16 protein-coding genes are annotated in these 20,625 nt (G+C 45.6%); 10 read left to right on the forward strand and 6 right to left on the reverse strand.

Annotated elements, in window-relative coordinates; translation table 11 throughout:
* Nucleotides 1–104 precede the first annotated feature (104 nt).
* Nucleotides 105–4,019, forward strand: coding sequence for a phosphoribosylformylglycinamidine synthase (gene purL / locus VTH8203_RS20530; RefSeq protein ID WP_096995322.1), 3,915 nt, complete (start codon nt 105–107; stop codon nt 4,017–4,019).
* Between the two features lie 194 nt (nt 4,020–4,213).
* The gene (locus VTH8203_RS20535; RefSeq protein ID WP_096995323.1) at nt 4,214–4,468 is read left to right on the forward strand and encodes a DUF3622 domain-containing protein; all 255 of its coding nucleotides are present in this window, start codon (nt 4,214–4,216) and stop codon (nt 4,466–4,468) included.
* A gap of 49 nt (nt 4,469–4,517) precedes the next feature.
* On the opposite strand, the gene VTH8203_RS20540 is transcribed toward VTH8203_RS20535, so the two are convergent.
* From VTH8203_RS20540 to tsaA, 3 genes are all read right to left on the reverse strand, one after another.
* The gene (locus VTH8203_RS20540) at nt 4,518–5,198 is read right to left on the reverse strand and encodes a tellurite resistance TerB family protein (RefSeq protein WP_096995324.1); all 681 of its coding nucleotides are present in this window, start codon (nt 5,196–5,198) and stop codon (nt 4,518–4,520) included.
* A gap of 178 nt (nt 5,199–5,376) precedes the next feature.
* The gene (locus tag VTH8203_RS20545) at nt 5,377–7,092 is read right to left on the reverse strand and encodes a proline--tRNA ligase (protein WP_096995325.1); all 1,716 of its coding nucleotides are present in this window, start codon (nt 7,090–7,092) and stop codon (nt 5,377–5,379) included.
* 90 nt (nt 7,093–7,182) lie between these two features.
* Nucleotides 7,183–7,881: a tRNA (N6-threonylcarbamoyladenosine(37)-N6)-methyltransferase TrmO gene (tsaA, locus tag VTH8203_RS20550; RefSeq protein ID WP_096995326.1), complete on the reverse strand. Its 699-nt coding sequence runs from the start codon at nt 7,879–7,881 to the stop codon at nt 7,183–7,185.
* A 348-nt stretch (nt 7,882–8,229) separates the two neighbouring features.
* On the opposite strand from tsaA, the gene VTH8203_RS20555 reads away from it, so the two are divergent.
* Nucleotides 8,230–9,816, forward strand: a complete 1,587-nt coding sequence (locus VTH8203_RS20555) for an AbgT family transporter (RefSeq protein WP_096995327.1) — start codon at nt 8,230–8,232, stop codon at nt 9,814–9,816.
* A 47-nt stretch (nt 9,817–9,863) separates the two neighbouring features.
* On the opposite strand, the gene VTH8203_RS20560 is transcribed toward VTH8203_RS20555, so the two are convergent.
* From VTH8203_RS20560 to map, 3 genes are all read right to left on the reverse strand, one after another.
* The gene (locus VTH8203_RS20560) at nt 9,864–10,247 is read right to left on the reverse strand and encodes a DUF3461 family protein (RefSeq protein WP_006072480.1); all 384 of its coding nucleotides are present in this window, start codon (nt 10,245–10,247) and stop codon (nt 9,864–9,866) included.
* 182 nt (nt 10,248–10,429) lie between these two features.
* Nucleotides 10,430–13,054 carry a bifunctional uridylyltransferase/uridylyl-removing protein GlnD gene (glnD, locus tag VTH8203_RS20565; RefSeq protein WP_096995328.1) on the reverse strand — a complete coding sequence of 875 codons (2,625 nt, stop codon included), beginning with the start codon at nt 13,052–13,054 and terminating at the stop codon, nt 10,430–10,432.
* A gap of 112 nt (nt 13,055–13,166) precedes the next feature.
* Entirely contained in the window at nt 13,167–14,045 is an 879-nt protein-coding gene (map, locus tag VTH8203_RS20570) for a type I methionyl aminopeptidase (protein WP_096995329.1), read from the reverse strand.
* A 370-nt stretch (nt 14,046–14,415) separates the two neighbouring features.
* Here map and rpsB point away from each other — a divergent pair, with 370 nt between their 5' ends.
* From rpsB to ispC, 7 genes are all read left to right on the forward strand, one after another.
* Nucleotides 14,416–15,147, forward strand: coding sequence for a 30S ribosomal protein S2 (gene rpsB / locus VTH8203_RS20575; protein WP_096995330.1), 732 nt, complete (start codon nt 14,416–14,418; stop codon nt 15,145–15,147).
* A gap of 131 nt (nt 15,148–15,278) precedes the next feature.
* On the forward strand, nt 15,279–16,121 hold the full coding sequence (gene tsf, locus VTH8203_RS20580) for a translation elongation factor Ts (protein ID WP_096995331.1): 843 nt from the start codon (nt 15,279–15,281) through the stop codon (nt 16,119–16,121).
* A gap of 152 nt (nt 16,122–16,273) precedes the next feature.
* A complete protein-coding gene (pyrH, locus tag VTH8203_RS20585) occupies nt 16,274–17,005 on the forward strand; it encodes a UMP kinase (RefSeq protein ID WP_096995332.1) in 732 nt (243 codons plus the stop codon).
* A gap of 83 nt (nt 17,006–17,088) precedes the next feature.
* Nucleotides 17,089–17,646, forward strand: coding sequence for a ribosome recycling factor (gene frr / locus VTH8203_RS20590; RefSeq protein ID WP_096995333.1), 558 nt, complete (start codon nt 17,089–17,091; stop codon nt 17,644–17,646).
* Between the two features lie 96 nt (nt 17,647–17,742).
* On the forward strand, nt 17,743–18,498 hold the full coding sequence (gene uppS / locus VTH8203_RS20595) for an undecaprenyl pyrophosphate synthase (protein ID WP_096995334.1): 756 nt from the start codon (nt 17,743–17,745) through the stop codon (nt 18,496–18,498).
* Between the two features lie 12 nt (nt 18,499–18,510).
* On the forward strand, nt 18,511–19,353 hold the full coding sequence (locus VTH8203_RS20600) for a phosphatidate cytidylyltransferase (protein ID WP_096995335.1): 843 nt from the start codon (nt 18,511–18,513) through the stop codon (nt 19,351–19,353).
* A 60-nt stretch (nt 19,354–19,413) separates the two neighbouring features.
* Nucleotides 19,414–20,613: a 1-deoxy-D-xylulose-5-phosphate reductoisomerase gene (gene ispC / locus VTH8203_RS20605; RefSeq protein ID WP_096995336.1), complete on the forward strand. Its 1,200-nt coding sequence runs from the start codon at nt 19,414–19,416 to the stop codon at nt 20,611–20,613.
* The last annotated feature ends 12 nt before the right edge of the window (nt 20,614–20,625 follow it).

Consider the following 20,625-nt stretch of genomic DNA (forward strand, 5'->3'; position numbering starts at 1 on the left):
GCCGCATTGGACTAGGATAAATTGTTATACGTTCAAAAAATACATATAAGTGTTTGAATTTATAATAATTTCACCTAAATCAACTGCATAAGAGACCTAAGCACATGAGAATTTTGCGTGGTTCCCCAGCTCTTTCTGAGTTTCGTGTTAACAAGCTACTAGAGCTTTGTCGTGAACTAAACCTACCCGTAACAGGTATTTACGCTGAGTTTGCCCACTTTGCCGACCTAACGGCAGACCTGGATGAGTCTGAAGTTGAAAAATTAGAGAAGTTGCTGACCTACGGTCCAACTATCGAAGAGCACGAGCCAGTAGGAACGTTGCTTCTTGTGACTCCTCGTCCAGGTACTATCTCGCCATGGTCTTCTAAGTCTACCAATATTGCTCATAACTGTGGTCTGAGCAAAGTTTCTCGTCTAGAGCGTGGCACCGCCTACTACGTTGAAGCATCAACTGATTTAACAGAACTTCAGCTTATTGAGCTTAAAGCGGTTCTCCATGACCGTATGATGGAAGTGGTCTTCTCTGATTTTGAATCGGCGGCAGCGCTATTTAAAGTTGCACAGCCAGCACCAGTGGCAGATGTTGATCTACTAACGGGTGGCCGTAAAGCGCTAGAAGAAGCGAATGTGACTTTAGGTCTTGCTCTTGCAGAAGATGAAATTGACTATCTAGTTGAAAGCTTTGTAAGTAAGTTGGAGCGTAATCCAACTGATATCGAACTGATGATGTTTGCACAGGCTAACTCAGAGCATTGCCGTCATAAGATTTTCAATGCCGATTGGACAATCGATGGCGTGAAGCAAGAGAAGTCATTGTTCAAGATGATTAAGAATACGTTCGAAACAACCCCTGACTATGTATTGTCGGCTTATAAAGACAATGCAGCGGTTATGGAAGGCTCTGAAGTGGGTCGTTTCTTCCCAGATCCAAAAACACGTCAGTACGGCTACAACCACGAGAAAGCGCACATCCTAATGAAGGTGGAAACACACAACCACCCGACAGCGATTTCTCCATGGCCAGGTGCATCGACAGGCAGCGGCGGTGAAATCCGTGACGAAGGCGCAACAGGTATTGGCGGTAAGCCAAAAGCAGGTCTAGTTGGCTTTACCACGTCTAACCTTCGCATTCCTGGCTTCGAACAGCCTTGGGAAACCGACTTTGGTAAGCCAGGCCGTATCGTTAACGCACTGGATATCATGCTAGAAGGTCCACTAGGCGGCGCCGCATTCAACAACGAATTTGGTCGTCCAAACCTACTGGGTTACTTCCGTACTTACGAAGAGAAGGTTACGTCTCACGCAGGTGAAGAGGTACGTGGTTACCACAAGCCAATCATGATTGCTGGTGGTATGGGTAACATCCGTGATGAGCACGTTCAGAAGAAAGAGATCCCAGTAGGTGCAAGCCTAATCGTGCTGGGTGGTCCTGCAATGAACATCGGTCTTGGTGGCGGCGCAGCGTCTTCTATGGCGTCTGGTCAGTCTGCTGAAGACCTAGACTTTGCGTCAGTACAGCGTGAAAACCCAGAGATGGAACGTCGCTGTCAAGAAGTGATCGACCGCTGCTGGCAGCTAGGTGAAGACAACCCAATCGCATTTATCCACGATGTGGGCGCAGGCGGTATCTCAAACGCACTTCCTGAGCTTGTTGACGACGGTGAGCGCGGCGGTATCTTCCAGCTACGTGACGTACCTAATGATGAGCCAGGCATGAGCCCACTTGAGATCTGGTGTAACGAATCTCAAGAGCGCTATGTAATGGCGGTTGCGCCAGAGAACATGGCAGCATTCGATGCTATCTGTAAGCGTGAGCGCGCACCATACGCAGTAGTGGGTGTGGCAACAGAAGAGCGTGAACTGAAACTTGAAGATTCACACTTCGACAACACGCCAATCGACATGCCGATGGACATCCTTCTTGGTAAAACGCCGAAGATGCACCGTGATGCGAAAACACTGAAAGTAGACAGCCCTGCTATCTCTCGCGAAGGCATTGAAATGAACGATGCGGTTGAGCGCGTTCTTCGCCTACCAACAGTTGCAGAGAAAACATTCCTAATCACCATCGGTGACCGCACGGTTACTGGTCTGGTTGCTCGTGACCAGATGGTGGGTCCTTGGCAGGTGCCAGTAGCAAACTGCGCAGTCACTGCAGCGAGCTACGACACTTACCACGGTGAAGCGATGTCTATGGGTGAGCGCACACCAGTTGCTCTACTAGACTTTGGCGCGTCTGCGCGTCTAGCGGTAGGTGAGTCTCTGACTAACATCGCAGCAACAGACATCGGCGATATCAAGCGTATCAAGCTGTCAGCTAACTGGATGTCTCCAGCAGGTCACCCAGGTGAAGACGCAGGTCTTTACGAAGCGGTGAAAGCGGTAGGTGAAGAGCTATGTCCAGCACTGGGTCTTACGATTCCAGTAGGTAAAGACTCAATGTCGATGAAGACTAAGTGGAATGAGAATGGTAAAGACAAAGAAGTCACGTCGCCACTTTCACTGGTAATCACTGCATTTGGTCGTGTCGAAGATGTTCGTAAGACGGTCACACCGCAGCTTCGCACCCCTGAGACCTTGGAAGGACTAGGCGATTCATCTCTTGTTCTTGTTGATCTAGGTAACGGTAAAAACCGTCTAGGTGCAACGGCATTAGCACAGGTTTACAAGCAGCTTGGTGATAAGCCAGCAGACGTAGACAACGCAGAGCAGCTAAAAGGCTTCTTCGATGCGATGCAAACCCTTGTTCGTGATGACAAGCTAGTGGCTTACCACGATAAAGGCGATGGCGGTCTATTCGTAACGCTTGCTGAGATGGCATTCGCAGGTCACTGTGGCGTTCAAGCGGATATCGCTGACCTTGGTGAGGACGCACTAGCAGCGCTATTTAACGAAGAGCTAGGTGCGGTTGTTCAGGTTAAGAATGACGACCTAGAAGCAGTGAAAGCGGTTCTGGCGGCGAACGGCCTAAAGGCATGTTCTCACGTCATCGGCAGCGTTGAAGCGTCTGACGACTTCGTTATCACATCTGGTGATGCGGTTGTTATTGAGCGTTCTCGTACAGAGTTACGTACTATCTGGGCTGAAACTACGCACAAGATGCAGTCTCTACGTGACAACTCTGCGTGTGCAGACCAAGAGCACGAAGCGAAGAAAGACAACACTGACCCAGGTCTGAACGTGAAACTGAGCTTCGACGTTAACGAAGACGTTGCTGCTCCTTATATTGCAACGGGCGCGAAACCTAAGATGGCAATTCTTCGTGAGCAGGGTGTTAACTCTCACGTTGAAATGGCAGCAGCGTTTGACCGTGCTGGCTTTGAAGCAACAGACATTCACATGAGCGACATCCTAACGGGTCAAGCGGTACTAGAAGAGTACCAAGGCCTTGTGGCTTGTGGTGGCTTCTCTTACGGTGATGTTCTTGGTGCGGGTGAAGGTTGGGCGAAGTCTATCCTGTTCAACGACCAAGCGCGTGACCAGTTCCAAAGCTTCTTCCACCGTGAAGACACCTTCTCACTGGGTGTGTGTAACGGCTGTCAGATGCTATCGAACCTAAAAGAGCTGATCCCAGGTGCAGACCTATGGCCACGCTTCGTTCGTAACGAGTCTGAGCGCTTTGAAGCTCGCTTCAGCCTAGTAGAAGTTCAGAAGTCTGATTCTATCTTCTTCGATGGTATGGAAGGTTCACGTATGCCAATCGCAGTTTCTCATGGTGAAGGTCGAGTAGAAGTGCGCGATACTGACCACCTCAATGCGATTGAAGCATCAGGTACGGTAGCGGTGCGCTACGTTGATAACAACGGCAACCCGACACAGCAGTATCCAAACAATCCGAACGGTTCACCAAACGCAATCACAGGTCTAACGACTCGTGACGGTCGTGTGACGATTATGATGCCACACCCAGAGCGTGTATTCCGTACGGTTGCCAACTCTTGGGCGCCTGAGTCTTGGGGGGAAGACAGTGCTTGGATGCGCATGTTCCGCAACGCTCGCGTGAACGTAAGTAAGTAATCGAACTAAGGCCATTGCCTCAAAGGTTACATCTAAATAGTTAATGAAGTCCTCAGTGGAAACACTGGGGACTTTTTCTTATAAAAACTCTGAGCGTCAGCGCTCGATTTGTGTTCTAATACCGCGCTGGCTTAGGGATGGCCAGCATTACATTGCTGGAATATCCCTTAACAAAGTCTTTAGGAACTACATAAATGTCTGAAAATAAAAAATTTACTATCCGTTTAACGGAAAAGCGTAACGGCTGGTCTGCAGAGATCATTCGTCAAGTAACGTCTCGCCGCACGATTGTTTCAAAGCGTGAGATGGGTTTTGAGAGTCAAGAATTGGCTCAAGCTTGGGCGGATAAAGAGCTCGCTGGTTTCGTCGAGAACCAAGCAAAGCGTAATGAGCGCAAAGCGGAAGCACGTGCTGCTAAAGCGGCGGCTGCAGTGACAAGCGAAGAATAAGAATTCGTGTACCTAAGGCCATTGACTTGGCCTTAGGTACGTTGTGCCTTTATTGAGTGACCTGTGCATTCAATTGTGCAATCAATCCCTCTTCTAACCCTAACTGGTTTGCCAGTTCTTTCAAATACGCCTTTTCCATAAAGTTTTGTTCGTCTGCTACTAACAGGCTCGCTAAATAGATCTCTGTACCATGCTCAGGTGAAACGGCTAGCTTAGCAATTTCTGCTGGATCCAGCGGCTTGGCCATTTCAGTTTGAATTAGCTGATGAACAGATTGGTCTGCATTTAAGCTTGAGAGCGCTTGGTCGATTTTCGCCATTTCTTGCTCATCAATGTGACCATCAGCTTTGGCAGCGGCAATCATCGCTTTAAGTACCGATTCATAATGTTGATGAGTTTGAGTAAAGTTGCTTGGTGCTGATGACTTTGCAACTATCGACGCATCAGAGTTTCCTTTGTTGCTATAGTCGTTGTAGAGCTTATACGCCATAGCACCAAGGGCTGCTGCGCCGCCAACTCCCAATGCTTTTTTCCCCATTTTTTTGGTTTTCTTAGAGCCCATCAGCATACCAAGGAGACCGCCACCGACCGCGCCTGCACCCAGTGCGCCTAGCGTTTTTTTATCACCAAAGGCATGACTTAAACTGGATGAAGATTGGCTCGCTTTTTGAGTTGCTTGCTTTGCTATATCTGAGTTGAGAGCTTGGTTCAACAGTGCTTTCAAGTCCATCTTGTTCTCCTAATACTTACCGATATAGTCATACTAAAAGAGAGAAGATGAACAGAATATGAAGATAACAAAAAGGCCGCGTAGGCGGCCTTAAAGGTTAGGGTAGTGACCATCATCAAGTCGTTGTTATTTTTGGTCAACAGCGCTTCGAAGATGTCACTCACGCGACAACGTATTGCTACGCTAGTTGTGAAGTAACGTGTGCGACGATTTCGTCCATCGCAACCGCAGTCTTATCACCAGTGCGGCGGTTCTTATACTCGAAGTTACCTTCATCCATGCTACGGTCGCCAATAACGATCGTATGTGGAATACCGATTAGCTCGATGTCAGAGAACATTACGCCTGGGCGTTCTTTACGGTCGTCGAATAGGACTTCGATGCCAGCAGCAGTCAGTTCAGCGTACAGTTTTTCAGCCGCTTCTTTAACACGCTCAGATTTGTGCATGTTCATAGGTACAATCGCTACTTGGAATGGCGCAATTGCATCTGGCCAAATAATGCCGTATTTATCGTTGTTCTGTTCAATTGCAGCAGCGACAACACGAGACACACCGATACCGTAACAACCCATCTCTAAAATGGTGTTTTTACCGTCTGGACCAAGTACGCTACAGTTCATCTTCTCAGAGTAGTTTTTGCCAAGCTGGAAGATATGACCCACTTCGATACCGCGCTTAAGTTGAAGCGTGCCTTGACCGCATGGGCTAGGGTCACCTTCAACAACGTTACGCAAATCTTCGACTTTTCCTAGCTCAACATCGCGGCCCCAGTTGATGCCAAAGTAGTGTTTGTCATCAATGTTAGCACCTGCTCCAAAGTCGCTCATCACTGCAACAGAGCGATCAACGATGAATGGCAGTTCAAGGCCAACCGGACCAAGAGAACCTGGGCCTGCACCGATAGCTGCGCGAATCTCTTCTTCTGTCGCCATTTCTAGCGGTGAAGCGATTTCAGCCAATTTCTCTGCTTTGATCTCGTTAAGTTCGTGGTCACCACGAATGATTAATCCAACAAGTGGAGCATCGATCTCTTCAGAGGCTTTTACAAACAGAGTTTTGACGGTCTTTTCGATAGGGAGATCGAACTGCTCGACAAGCTCTGCAATAGTTTTGGCATTTGGTGTATCAACCAATGTCATCTCTTGAGTCGGTGCTGCTAGCTCCATTGCTGGTGCAATTGCTTCCGCTTTTTCGATGTTAGCTGCGTAATCAGACTCAGAAGAGAAGGCGATGAGATCTTCACCGCTTTCTGCTAATACGTGGAACTCGTGTGAACCGTTACCACCGATAGCACCGGTATCCGCTAATACTGGACGATAATCTAGACCCATGCGATCAAAGGCTTTGCAATAAGCGTCGTGCATCGCTTGGTAAGATTTCTCTAGACCGTCTTTGTCCATATCGAAGCTGTACGCATCCATCATCGAGAACTCACGTGCGCGCATCACACCAAAACGAGGGCGGCGCTCATCACGGAACTTAGTTTGAATCTGATAAAGGTTCAGTGGAAGCTGTTTATAAGAGCTTACTTCATTGCGAACAAGGCTAGTGATAACTTCTTCAGCCGTAGGGCTAAGAACAAACGGACGCGTGTGGCGATCAGTGAAGCGAAGTAGTTCCGCACCCATCTTTTCAGATCGGCCTGTTTCTTCCCATAGTTCAAACGGCTGCACTACGGGCATCAAAGTCTCAACTGCACCTGCATTATCGATCTCTTGGCGAACGATGTTTTCGACTTTACGCAGAACACGTAGACCCGTAGGTAGCCAAGTGTATAAACCTGAAGCTAGTTTACGAATCATACCTGCACGCAGCATAAGCTGGTGACTTACAACTTCTGCGTCGTTTGGTGTCTCCTTCAGAGTAGAAAGAAGATAGTTACTGGTACGCATTTATGGGTATCCGTTCATTATGTTAATAGAGAATTTGGGCAGAAGACCCAAATTGAGTTAAGTTGCTTATGATATCAGCCAATTCACTTTCTACAAAGAGTCAATAGAAGTTACCAAGACTTGTTGTTCGATTATTTGGAATTTTACGTTCCAATCGAAGAGCCTGACTCCGTATTCCTTATTATCAACCTTACTTTTTTTGTAAGCAGGTCGGGGATCTTGAGCGAGTACCTCTTTGATGACTTGCGTCTTATAGGCAACCTCCTTGTCCTTAGCTAGTTCCTCTAATGCGATGTCTGAAAACGCGACTTCTATCGATTCAGGTTCAGATTCCGCATAGCCACCGATGGCATCAGGGATTGAGTCTGAATAAGGGATATAAGGTTTGATATCGACGATTGGGGTGCCATCGACAAGATCAACACTGCCCACATCAATAAATACTTGGGAACCTTGCTGACGAATACCTTTCAGTTCAACTGAAGACATCCCGATACCATTGGGACGAAATGTCGCGCGGCTGGCTAATACTCCGACTCGTTCATTGCCTCCTAATCGAGGCGGTCTCACTGTAGGTTTCCAGCCTGCGGCAAGGTTTTGGTCAAAGAGAAATAGCAACCAAAGGTGAGAAAACTGTTCAAGGCCGCGAACGGCTTCTAGACAATTGATGTCACCCTGCAACGCAATTGTTGCGGTGGCGCTTGAGACTAACCGAGGTTGTCTCGGTACAGCAAACTTCTCTTTGTAAGGAGAATGAATGATGCCAATTGGCTCCAATGAGTAAGTCACGAATTGAGTCCTAGTTCACATAAATCACAATCCATCATTTCAGAAGCGGAGTGTGTTTTCAATGATGATTTAGTTGAGCTTTTTTTATCCCTAATCGGTTGTCGATATTACAAAAAGGTAAATATGTCACGAGATTGTTATTTTTTGTTTTATATTTTTATCATTATAAGTTGTTGTGTTTTTGCTAAATAACTGGATGTAAATTGCGCATTATTTACAATTAGCAACATTTTCGGCTTTTAATGTTGAACTCCCTCACGTACCCTGCGGCTGCTTTTTTACAAAGTTGTCAGGAATCGACCATGGCTTTGTAAAGAATGCTAGGACAAATAAAAAAGGAGGGGACAGATGAGTTCATCTGCCACAATGAAACACAACAAGCCAAAAAAGCCTCTATTTACCCGTTTTCTTGACGCGGTAGAGTACTTGGGGAATCTATTACCCCACCCAATCACACTGTTTGCTATTTTCTGTGTTGCTATCTTAGTTATGTCAGGCATCGCCGGCTACTTTGACGTAGCGGTTGCCGATCCGCGCCCTGAAGGCGCTGCTGGTCGTGCAGCAGACGGCATGATTAAAGTAGTGAGCTTATTGAACGCAGAAGGCTTACAGCTAATCGTGACAAACTTAGTGAGAAACTTCACAGGTTTTGCGCCATTAGGAACCGTTCTTGTCGCTATGCTGGGTGTGGCAATTGCTGAACACTCTGGCATGCTATCTGCCGCAATGCGTGGTCTTGTTATGGGTGCGTCTCAGCGCATGGTAACAGTAACCGTTGTATTTGCAGGTATTATTTCTAACACTGCTTCAGAGCTTGGTTACGTCGTACTTATTCCATTGGCAGCGATGCTGTTCCACTCTCTAGGACGTCACCCTCTAGCAGGTCTTGCAGCAGCGTTTGCTGGTGTATCTGGTGGTTATTCAGCAAACCTATTAATTGGTACTGTGGATCCACTACTATCAGGTATTACTGAAACTGCCGCTCAAATGATCGATCCAAACTACACCGTTGGCCCTGAGGTGAACTGGTACTTTATGTTTGTATCGACCTTCTTCATTGCGATTACAGGTGCCTTTGTTACCGAGAAAATCGTTGAGCCTAAACTGGGTAAATACAATGAAGAAGAAGCTGCAGAAGATCTTTCTAATGACAGCATGGGTTCACTGACTGCAGTAGAAAAGAAAGGCCTGAAAATGGCAGGTATTGCAGTACTGGTTGTAAGTGCAATCATTGCATCAACTGTTGTTCCTGAAAATGGCGTGCTTCGTACTGCTGATGGTCAGGTTGCAGGTTCTCCGTTCTTGAAGAGTATCGTAGCATTCATCTTTGTCTTCTTCGCGATTCCGGGCTTTGTCTACGGTAAAGTGACTGGCTCTATGAAGAATGACCGTGACGTGATCGATGCGATGTCGAAGTCTATGTCTTCAATGGGTATGTACATTGTATTGGTGTTCTTTGCTGCACAATTTGTTGCTTTCTTTAAGTGGACGAACTTTGGTCAGGTATTTGCTGTAGCGGGTGCTGACTTCCTACAGACTATCGGTCTAACAGGTCCTGCTCTATTTTTTGCATTTATCCTAATGTGTGGCTTTATCAACCTAATGATTGGTTCAGCGTCTGCACAGTGGGCAGTAACAGCACCTATCTTTGTTCCAATGCTTATGTTGGTTGGTTATGCTCCTGAAACCATTCAGGCGGCATACCGTATTGGTGATTCAACCACCAACATCATCACACCTATGATGAGCTACTTTGGACTGATTCTGGCAGTGGCAACACGCTATATGAAGAATCTAGGTATTGGTACACTAATCGCAACTATGTTGCCGTACTCTATCTGTTTCTTGGTAGGTTGGAGTTTACTGTTCTACATTTGGGTATTCTTACTAGGTCTACCAGTAGGTCCAGGCGCAGCAACGTTCTATACGCCTTAATAGATACGCCTATAAAAAATGCTCCCTTAGGGGAGCATTTTTTTTGATTACTTTAACTTTTCTAAATCCGCTTCAATCTCGGCAATTTTGCTAGAAACGACTTTTTCTAAGTGGCGAAGATCGGTGAGGATTTTCTGCTTAACATCGACTTCTGCGACTTCTACAGGTTTGGTTAGTTTATTTAATTCATCAATAACAAGCGTGAGATTGCGGTTAATTTCGGTGACTTCTTTGTAATTGCCACTGCTGCTATTAACACGAACATTCTTTACTTGTCTTGGATACTTAAACTTAACGCTTTTGGCGAAGAGCTCGCCCTTTTGCTTATGAAAGTATATCTTCAACACATCCTTGTGCGCTTCTTGTCGTAGTGAGTAACGCTCAATTTGTTTAGGATCGTGAATGCCTAAACCTGTGAGGTTTGGATACATAATTTACCTCTTGTTGCTGTGTGCTTTCTCTACAACTGTAGCAGGCAATCAATGTAGTAGATAGCTGATAATGAGACAAATAACAGAGAAATGTGGCGAGGATCGCTTAAATGATGTGCAGTTTTGAATTAGAAACCTGACTACGTTTTTGCAGCCAGGTGTTATCACTAATAATGCTTTTTTTAACTAGCGATTTGTTCTGAAATGGTATCGTGCAGTTTTTGCTTCAGTTGGCTTTGTTCTTCTTCCGATAAGCGACCACCGGTGGCACTTGTTAAGATAAATAAGTCTTCTGCACGTTCGCCAATCGTCGTAATTTTCGCAGCATGGAGATTGATACCGAGCTGAGCAAAGGTTGCCCCGACTTTGGCGAGTAAACCAGGCGCATCTAGGGCAACAAGCTCCATCAGAGTCCGTTTTTTTCCTTTAGTCGGTAAGAAATCGACTTGGGTTTTCACATTAAAGTGCTTCAAGTTTCTTGGGGCACGGCGTGTTTTTACCCGAGTTGGTCGCCCATCTTCCAACACATGGACAAGGTGCTTAATAACGGCAGAGTGTCTTTCGACATCAATCGCATCACCGTGTTGGTCTAACACCATAAAGGTATCGAGAACAAAGCCATCTTTGCTGGTCATAATTTGAGCGTCATGAACGTTGAAATTACGACGGTCGAGCTCAGCGACGACCGTTGCAAATAGTGCCGGCTGGTCTTGGCAATAGACAAACACTTCTGTACCGCCACGTGTTGCATTTTTACTCATCAAAACCAGAGGCTTAGTTGGCTCTTCTAAGTTGAGTATATGCTCGCTGTGCCACGCGATTTGTTTGTGAGTGTGCCTTAAAAAGTAATCGGCTTTGAATCGTTGCCAAAGGACTTCGATTTCACGAGCATTAAACCCTTGTTTGCGTAATAGGGCAGAGGAGAGTTGTTGATTGTGGCGGATGCGATCACGCACATCCACTGGGTTCTCTAATCCTCTTCTCAAGGCTCGTTGTGTTGAGTAGAAAAGCTCGGCAAGTAAAGTCCGCTTCCAGCTATTCCAGAGCTCTGGGTTGGTTGCACAAATGTCAGCAACAGTGAGGCAAACTAGATATTCAAGGTATTCTTCATCGCGAACTTTTTTAGCGAATTCAATGATTACATCAGGATCGTAAATATCACGACGTTGAGCTGTCACCGACATCAGAAGATGGTTTTGAACCAGCCATGAGACTAATTTTGCTTCTGGTTTAGACAGGCCGTGCTCCATACAAAAATCATACGCTTCAACAGCACCGATCTCGGAGTGATTGCCACCGCGGCCTTTACCTATGTCATGAAAAATCGCCGCGAGGATAAGCAATTCTTTCTTCTGCATTCTAGGGTAGACTTCGCAGCAAATTGGGTGCTTTGGATAGTTTTCTTCGATGCTAAAAGTGTGAATATGATTAAGTAGGCGGACACTATGCTCATCAACGGTATAAACATGGAACAGGTCAAATTGCATTTGTCCGACGATCTGACTCCACTGGGGCAGGTAGGCCGATAAAACCCCTAGCTTGTGCATCAAGCGAAACGCTCGGTGCAGCGCGTTAGGGTGACGCACCAGATCCATAAACTTCTCTCTTGCAGCCGGAATGGTGTGCAAAAACTTGTTTAATCGACGACGGGCAGTGCGTAACTGACGCAGGGTGGCAGGGCTGACTCCTTCAATGCTCGAATCATTCGCAATATGAATAAACATATCTAAGATGGTTTCTGGTCTTGCCTGAAATAGTGCTGGCTTTCGTGCTTCAATGAGCTTGCCTCGACGTTGGAAATCCTCATTAAGAATGATAGCGTCTTGAATTTTGCCCTTATTGACGATGGCTTGATCAAAGAGTTTCAGCAACATTTTATTGAGTTCAGCGACACGTCGTAGTGTGCGGTAGAACTCTTTCATCATCATTTCGACCGCTACGTTGCCTTCCCCGACAAAACCTAAGTTCTCGGCGACTTGAGCTTGATGAGCGAAGGTTAGCCGATTGTCGTAGCGACGCAGCTCGATATGCAGTGCAAAGCGCACGCGCCAGAGAAAGTTCTGGCACTCGACGAGCTCTCGGTACTCGGCGTCGGTGAGGAAACCAAATCGACTCATTTCATATAAAGAGGTCGCACCAAAATGACTGCGTGCGACCCAACTTAGCGTATGGATATCACGCAGCCCGCCCGGTGTGGATTTAATATCCGGTTCTAGATTGTATGTGGTGTCGTGATACTTGGCATGACGAGCGCGTTGTTCTTCGATTTTGGCATGATAAAAGGTTTCTGAAGGCCAAAAATCTTCAGAGTCAATTTGGCTTTTTAGCGAGGCAAAGGTATCTTCACTGCCACATAGTAACCGTGCTTCCTGAAGGTTTGTGGCGACGGTTAAGTCTGATTGACCAATGTCGACGCATTCTTGTACGGTTCTTACTGCATGGCCGACCTCTAATCTCAGATCCCAAAGTAGGGTAATGAATTCGCTGACGGTACTCTCTAGGTTTGTCGGAAGCTTTTTGCGGGACACAACCAGAATATCGATATCCGACAGCGGGTGTAATTCCCCACGACCATATCCGCCTACCGCGACTAATGCCAAATTGGTTTGATTGGCGAGACCTGTGAACTGCCACAAACGATTGAGCAGCTGATCTATGTAATCTGAGCGGCCTAAGACTAAGTCTGTGATCGGGTGATGATTGAGGAACGCTTGTTTCTGGTGTTCAGAAAAGATGTCTAGTTGTGACTTTAACTCGCTGATCGTGAGTTGTTCGTCGCTAAATGTGGTAGGGCTTTGAAAAGTCATGGGTGCGATCCGTGCAAGCAAAAAAAGATGTCTAACTACGGTTATACCAAAACGGTACAGATAAAAAAATATCCCCATTGATTGGGGATATTTACAAATTGAAGTGCAATGATTAGATATTGTTCATATGGCGAGGAATGGACTCGTCGCTGCGTAAGGTCAATACTTCGCACCCTGTTTTGGTCACGACAATAGTATGTTCCCACTGTGCAGAGTTTTTACCGTCTCCAGTGTAGACGGTCCAGTCGTCGTCTGCGTCGATGCTACAGCCAAATTTACCGGCATTAATCATTGGTTCGATAGTGAACACCATGCCTTCTTTCAGTACACTGCGGTCATTGTTTTTATAATGTACCACTTGTGGTTCTTCGTGGAACTCTGAACCAATACCGTGTCCGCAAAAATCTTTCACAATAGAAAACTTATTGCGTGGATTGTTTTTGTTGTTGGCTTTGATGAATTTCTCGATTTCGGTACCAATTGCACCTACTGTCGAACCTGGCTTGACGGTTTTCATTCCTAGGTATAGAGCTTCTTGAGCCACCATGCATAGGCGTTTGTCCGCAGGAGAAACATCACCTACTAAGAACATTTTTGAGGTATCACCGTGATAGCCTTCAGGACGAGTATCGAGTGACGCGTTTTCATCGTTAGGAATGATAACGGTTACGTCTACGTTGACGATATCGCCATTTTTAAGAACTGCCGGTTTCAGTTTGCCCGTCGTGCCCATGGCATCTTGTTCTGCTGGGATTCCGTGGCAAACAATGTGGTTGATCGATGTGCAGATTGATTTTGGATACCCATGATAATCGAGAGGGGCGGAATATGCGCCACGTTCACGAGTGTAATCCGCACAAATTCTATCCAGCTCTTCCGTCGTCACCCCTTCTTTTACGTGAGGTTCGATCATTTCTAAAAGCTCTGCTGCAAGCTTACCTGCGATACGCATTCTTTCGATTTCAGCTTCAGTTTTGATTTTGATAGACATCTGTGTTCTCTGCTTTCTAAATTGACGGGTTATTCTATCAGTGGCGAGATTAAGCGCAACAAGAATAAAACTCGTTTGTAGTTATGTACGTGATTCAATTTAGTTGGGTTTAGTGGAAAACTCACTGACATGATGATTGTACTTTGTACATTTATTGCGATTTTTGTAGAAATCAGTGGCTAAATTATGGTATAAAGCGCGCCGGAAACAGGACTTAGTTTCTTCGAATCGGCGAGCTCGGTTTTGTTTCCATTAACTTTTATTTAAATCACACACATTTCGTCACATGTTCCGGGGTGCTTGAGTAATCATTCATACCAAGTCGGATTCATGGGAAATGTGGAGGCCTAACCCCATAGAGGAATTTAAAATGGCAACTGTATCAATGCGCGATATGCTAAAAGCTGGTGTTCACTTCGGTCACCAGACTCGTTACTGGAACCCAAAAATGAAGCCATTCATCTTTGGTGCTCGTAACCGCGTTCATATCATCAACCTAGAAAAAACTGTACCAATGTTCAACGATGCACTAGCTGAGCTAGCTAAAATCGGTGAGAAGAAAGGTAAAGTTCTTTTCGTTGGTACTAAGCGCGCTGCATCTGAAGCTGTTAAAGAAGCTGCAATCAACGCTGACCAGTTCTACGTGAACAACCGTTGGTTGGGCGGTATGCTAACGAACTACAAAACTGTTCGTCAGTCTATCAAGCGTCTAAAAGATTTCGAAGCACAGTCTCAAGACGGTACTTTCGAGAAGCTAACCAAGAAAGAAGCTCTAATGCGTACTCGCGAAATGGAGAAGCTAGAGAAGTCTCTTGGTGGTATCAAGAACATGGGCGGCCTACCAGACGCTCTATTCGTAATCGACGCTGATCACGAGCACATCGCTGTTAAAGAAGCAAACAACCTAGGTATCCCAGTATTTGCTGTTGTTGATACTAACTCTAACCCAGACGGCGTTGACTACGTTATCCCAGGTAACGACGACGCAATCCGTGCAGTACAGCTTTACCTAAACGCTGCTGCAGACGCGGTTAAAGAAGGTCGTAACAAAGACGTTGCAGCTGTAGCTGACAAAGACGGTTTCGTAGAAGAAGCTGAATAATAGCGGCTCGAAGTCACACTTAGTTTTTCGTAGACATCTAGTCTTCATGTAAACTGAGTTATAGTTAGCATCAGGGGCCGAATGAGAGCCCCTGATTTTTACCCTAATCAGAATCAACTGAGGAATAGAGAATGGCTGTTACTGCTGCTCTAGTTAAAGAACTGCGCGAACGTACTGGCGCAGGCATGATGGAATGTAAGAAAGCGCTTGTTGAAACTAACGGCGACATCGAACTAGCAATTGAAAACATGCGTAAGTCTGGCGCTGCTAAAGCTGCTAAGAAAGCGGGTAACATCGCTGCTGAAGGCGCGATCATCATCAAAGAAGAAAACGGCGTTGCTGCTCTTCTTGAAGTTAACTGCCAAACTGACTTCGTTGCTAAAGATGCTAACTTCACTGCATTTGCAGAGAAAGTTGCTGCTGACGCACTAGCAACTAAAGCAACGGCTGAAGAGCTTGTTGCCAAGTTTGAAGAAGAGCGTGTTGCTCTTGTTGCTAAGATCGGTGAGAACATCAACATCCGTCGTGTACAGTACGTTGAAGGTGCTGTAATCGCGTCTTACCGTCACGGTGAGAAAATCGGTGTTGTTGTTGCTGGTGAAGGCGACGCTGAAACTCTTAAGCACGTTGCAATGCACGTTGCTGCTTCTAAGCCTGAGTTCGTTAACCCAGAAGACGTACCTGCAGACGTAGTTGCTAAAGAGAAAGAAGTTCAAGTAGAAATCGCTATGAACGAAGGTAAACCACAAGAGATCGCTGAGAAGATGGTTGTTGGCCGTATGAAGAAATTCACTGGCGAAATCTCTCTAACTGGTCAAGCGTTCGTAATGGAGCCAAAGAAAACTGTTGGTGAAATCCTAAAAGAACGTGGTGCTTCAGTAGCTACTTTTGTTCGTCTAGAAGTTGGTGAAGGCATCGACAAAGGCGAGCAAATGAGCTTCGCTGACGAAGTAGCAGCAGCTCAGAAAGGTTAATCCTTGATGATTTGTTGATGAAAAGACCGTGGCCTTGGCTGCGGTCTTTTTACGACTAGGCTATCTGTCATTTTTTAGCCGTCATGGGTTGAGTCTATACTAGTCTCAAGCCATGACCGTTAATATCGATAACTCTTTGGAAGGTATACTTCATGACAACGAACCCTAAACCAGCTTATCAACGTATTCTGTTAAAACTTAGTGGTGAAGCGCTGCAAGGCGAGGAAGGCTTTGGTATCGATCCAAAAGTCCTTGACCGTATGGCACAAGAGGTTAAAGAACTGGTAGAACTAGGTGTTCAAGTTGGTGTGGTCATTGGTGGTGGTAACTTGTTCCGTGGTGCTGGCCTTGCTGAAGCTGGTATGAACCGCGTTGTGGGTGACCATATGGGTATGCTAGCAACAGTAATGAACGGTCTAGCAATGCGTGATGCGCTACATCGTGCGTATGTTAATGCGCGTGTAATGTCAGCAATCCCTCTAAAAGGCGTTTGTGACGATTACAACTGGGCAGATGCTATTCGTGAATTACGTCAAGGCCGCGTGGTGATTTTCTCTGCAGGTACTGGTAACCCATTCTTTACTACTGACTCTGCTGCGTGTCTTCGCGGTATTGAAATCGAAGCCGATGTTGTGCTTAAAGCAACAAAAGTAGATGGTGTTTTCACTGCTGATCCAGTGGCTAACCCTGATGCAGTTTTATGTGATAAGCTTTCTTACAACGCAGTTCTAGATAAAGAACTGAAAGTTATGGACTTGGCGGCATTTACATTGGCTCGTGACCATAAGATGCCAATCCGCGTATTCAACATGAATAAGCCAGGTGCATTGCGTCGTGTTGTGATGGGTGAGGCAGAAGGCACACTTATCAGCGACGCAGAATAAGAGTACACTCTTAACCAGAATTATCGAAGGACATAGCCTGAACGCAGACTGGCTTTCAGGTTACTATTATTTAAGGTGATATTGTGATTAACGAAATCAAACAAGACGCTCAAGAGCGCATGGCTAAAAGTGTTGAAGCACTGAAAAACAACCTTTCTAAAGTGCGTACAGGTCGTGCACACCCAAGCCTTCTTCAAGGTCTCTCAGTTGAATACTACGGCGCGCCAACGCCTCTAAACCAAGTTGCAAACGTTATTGCTGAAGATGCACGCACACTTGCTATTACCGTATTCGATAAAGAGCTTGCACCTAAAGTTGAAAAGGCGATTCTGACGTCTGATCTAGGTCTAAACCCAATGTCTGCGGGTACGGTTATCCGCGTACCACTTCCACCGCTAACAGAAGAGCGTCGTAAAGACCTTGTTAAGATCGTTCGTGGTGAAGCAGAAGGTGGCCGTGTTGCTATTCGTAATATCCGTCGTGACGCTAACGGTGAATTGAAAGCACTACTTAAAGATAAAGAGATCTCGGAAGACGAAGATCGTAAAGCTCAAGATGAAATCCAAAAGCTAACAGACGCTGCAGTTAAAAATGTAGACGAGTTGCTAGCTGCAAAAGAAAAAGAGTTGATGGAAGTCTAATATTTCACCAGTCAGTTCTAGTTTAAGCGCTGTGCTGACAGCACAGCGTTTTTTTATGCTACTCTGTTCGACCCTTGTTATTACTTTACTCTTTTTATGCAAAATTCACACATCTTCAATGATTCCCTTCCCAAACATATTGCCATCATCATGGATGGTAATGGACGTTGGGCAAAATCTAAGGGAAAGCCGCGCGTTTTTGGGCATAAAAAAGGGGTATCTGCCGTTCGTAAAACCATTTCTGCTGCAGCAAAGCTGAATATTCAAGCTGTTACGCTTTTTGCATTCAGTAGCGAGAATTGGCGTAGACCTGAAGATGAAGTTAGTTTATTGATGGAGCTGTTTATTACGGTTTTATCAAGTGAAATCAAAAAACTTCATAAGAATAATCTGAGGCTTCGCGTTATTGGCGATAAATCGCGCTTTAATGACCGACTGCAAAAGAAAATCACCGAAGCGGAAAAGATGACAGAGAACAATACAGGTACTGTTATCAATGTCGCAGCAAACTATGGTGGAAAGTGGGATATTTTACAAGCCACCAAAACATTAGCGGGGTTGGTTGAGCAAGGTGAATTGTTGGCTGACGATATCACTGAAGAGATGATAGGCCGTTATGTCACTATGTCTGACCTTCCTGATGTTGACTTGTTAATTCGCACAAGCGGCGAATGCCGAATTAGTAATTTTATGCTTTGGCAAATGGCATACGCTGAAATGTACTTCACGGAAGAGTACTGGCCAGAATTTAACGAGGACAGCCTGATCAAGGCAATCACTTGGTTTGTGAATCGTGAACGACGCTTCGGTTGTACCGGAGAGCAGGTCAAAGCGTTAATGGAAGCCAATTAAGGACGATTTAATTTGAAACAACGAATTATTACCGCCCTAATACTAGCTCCGCTGGTGGTTTGGGGTATTTTTTCATTACCATTAACTTGGTTTATTGGTTTTGTTGCCGCTGTCTCGCTGATAGGCGCTTGGGAGTGGACGCAATTTACACTGACTCGTTCCCGACTCCTTGCGTTAATTCCCTCAGTACTTGTGGTGGGATTATCAGTAGTTATTATTCCCTCTGATATCGTCTCTCTAAACCAAGTCGACTCGCTTCATCTGTTATTACTAGGGGTAGGTTTTGGTTGGTGGCTCATTGCCAGTGGCCTTGCAATGACATACCCAAAGTCGGCACGATTGTGGGAGCATTCTAATGTGCTACGCCACCTTTTTGGCCTATTAACCTTGCTGCCGTTCTTATGGAGCATTGTTATCCTCAGAGGTCAGCACTATTATCTCGACCCTTACTACGGTTCTAAGTTGGTCTTGTTTGTCTGTTTGATTGTATGGGCCGCTGATAGTGGTGCATACTTTGCTGGAAAGAGCTTAGGAAAACGTAAAATGGCACCTCATGTTAGCCCTAATAAAACCGTAGAAGGTTTGATAGGCGGCATTGTCACAGCACTTGTTGTGGCATGGGGAAGCTCACTGCTCTTCGATATCCAGTTTACGAGCTATGTCAGCATGACTATGATTACTTTAGCCACAGTGGTGATTTCTGTACTTGGTGATTTAGTAGAAAGTATGTTTAAACGAGTGTCGAAGATAAAAGACAGCAGTAACATTATTCCGGGTCATGGCGGTGTCCTTGATCGAGTGGACAGTCTAACCGCTGCATTTCCTGTATTTGCTCTTCTTTATCTCATTTTCTAATATTCTTTGTTTGAGCGTAAGTTATTACGCTCTAATCGATTTATAAGCGGTTGTCATAGCATGCAAAATCTAACCATACTCGGCGCTACTGGTTCTATTGGAGCAAGCACTCTAAAAGTCGTTGCAGAAAACCCGTCTTCTTTCGCCATCTTTGCTCTCGTTGGCGGTAAGAATGTGACTAAAATGGCTGAGCTGTGCTCAATTTGGCAGCCAAAATATGCGGTTTTAAATGAAGAAATTGATGCGTTAGAGCTTAAGCGTATCTTGCCAAGCCATGTGACTACAGACGTTTTGTTCGGTCAAGAAGCCATGTGTATGGTGTCTGAGTCTTCCGAAGTAGACGTCGTCATGGCTGCGATTGTGGGCGCTGCAGGGCTATTGCCTACGCTTGCCGCAGTCAAAGCGGGGAAACGCGTCCTGTTAGCCAACAAAGAAGCCTTAGTGATGTCCGGTAAGTTATTTATGGATGCCGTACAACAGTCAGGAGCGCAACTTCTACCAGTAGATAGTGAACATAATGCCATTTTTCAATGTTTGCCGGCAGATATCCAAACGCACTTAGGCCATTGTCAGTTATCTGAAGCGGGTATTAATCATATCCTATTAACGGGTTCAGGCGGCCCATTTCGATATACCGATGTCCCGGCTCTTTCTTCAGTGACCCCTGCACAAGCTATTGCACACCCAAACTGGTCAATGGGCCCTAAAATTTCAGTTGATTCAGCAACGATGATGAACAAAGGGTTAGAGTTTATAGAGGCGCGTTGGCTGTTTAATACATCTCGAGAGCAGCTAAAAGTGATCATTCACCCTCAGTCGGTGATTCACTCTATGGTGCAATATAATGATGGCTCTGTCCTTGCACAAATGGGACAGCCGGATATGGCTACACCCATTGCTTACTCTATGTCTTATCCCGATCGAATGCCATCAGGAGTCACAGCGCTAGATTTTACCTCGATCAGTGAATTGACTTTTATGGCACCGGACTATGCTAAGTATCCATGTTTAGCTTTAGCAATGGATGCCTGCTTTGAAGGACAGCATGCCACCACCGCAATCAATGCGGCAAATGAAATCGCGGTCGACGCTTTCTTGTCTGAAAAAATTCGATTTACTGATATTAGCATGGTAAATGAGCGTGTTATGTCGAAAGTCTGTTCAGCAAATGAATTTATACAATTAGATAACTTGGAAACTATTCTTGAGCTAGATAGAATGGCTCGAAACTATGCGCGAGAAATCGTGCGTTCGATATAGCGAGAGAATTTG

The sequence above is a fragment of the Vibrio thalassae genome (genome assembly GCF_900089835.1).
GTDB classification, from domain to species: Bacteria; Pseudomonadota; Gammaproteobacteria; order Enterobacterales; family Vibrionaceae; genus Vibrio; species Vibrio thalassae.

Excerpts from the sequence above, each read along its gene's own strand:
- rpsB (WP_096995330.1), top strand. The coding sequence starts at position 14,416 with ATGGCAACTGTATCAATGCGCGATATGCTAAAAGCTGGTGTTCACTTC.
- VTH8203_RS20540 (WP_096995324.1), bottom strand. The coding sequence starts at position 5,198 with ATGGACTTGAAAGCACTGTTGAACCAAGCTCTCAACTCAGATATAGCA.
- pyrH (WP_096995332.1), top strand. The coding sequence starts at position 16,274 with ATGACAACGAACCCTAAACCAGCTTATCAACGTATTCTGTTAAAACTT.
- glnD (WP_096995328.1), bottom strand. The coding sequence starts at position 13,054 with ATGACTTTTCAAAGCCCTACCACATTTAGCGACGAACAACTCACGATC.
- tsf (WP_096995331.1), top strand. The coding sequence starts at position 15,279 with ATGGCTGTTACTGCTGCTCTAGTTAAAGAACTGCGCGAACGTACTGGC.
- VTH8203_RS20545 (WP_096995325.1), bottom strand. The coding sequence starts at position 7,092 with ATGCGTACCAGTAACTATCTTCTTTCTACTCTGAAGGAGACACCAAAC.
- VTH8203_RS20535 (WP_096995323.1), top strand. The coding sequence starts at position 4,214 with ATGTCTGAAAATAAAAAATTTACTATCCGTTTAACGGAAAAGCGTAAC.
- map (WP_096995329.1), bottom strand. The coding sequence starts at position 14,045 with ATGTCTATCAAAATCAAAACTGAAGCTGAAATCGAAAGAATGCGTATC.
- VTH8203_RS20560 (WP_006072480.1), bottom strand. The coding sequence starts at position 10,247 with ATGTATCCAAACCTCACAGGTTTAGGCATTCACGATCCTAAACAAATT.
- ispC (WP_096995336.1), top strand. The coding sequence starts at position 19,414 with ATGCAAAATCTAACCATACTCGGCGCTACTGGTTCTATTGGAGCAAGC.
- VTH8203_RS20555 (WP_096995327.1), top strand. The coding sequence starts at position 8,230 with ATGAGTTCATCTGCCACAATGAAACACAACAAGCCAAAAAAGCCTCTA.
- uppS (WP_096995334.1), top strand. The coding sequence starts at position 17,743 with ATGCAAAATTCACACATCTTCAATGATTCCCTTCCCAAACATATTGCC.
- purL (WP_096995322.1), top strand. The coding sequence starts at position 105 with ATGAGAATTTTGCGTGGTTCCCCAGCTCTTTCTGAGTTTCGTGTTAAC.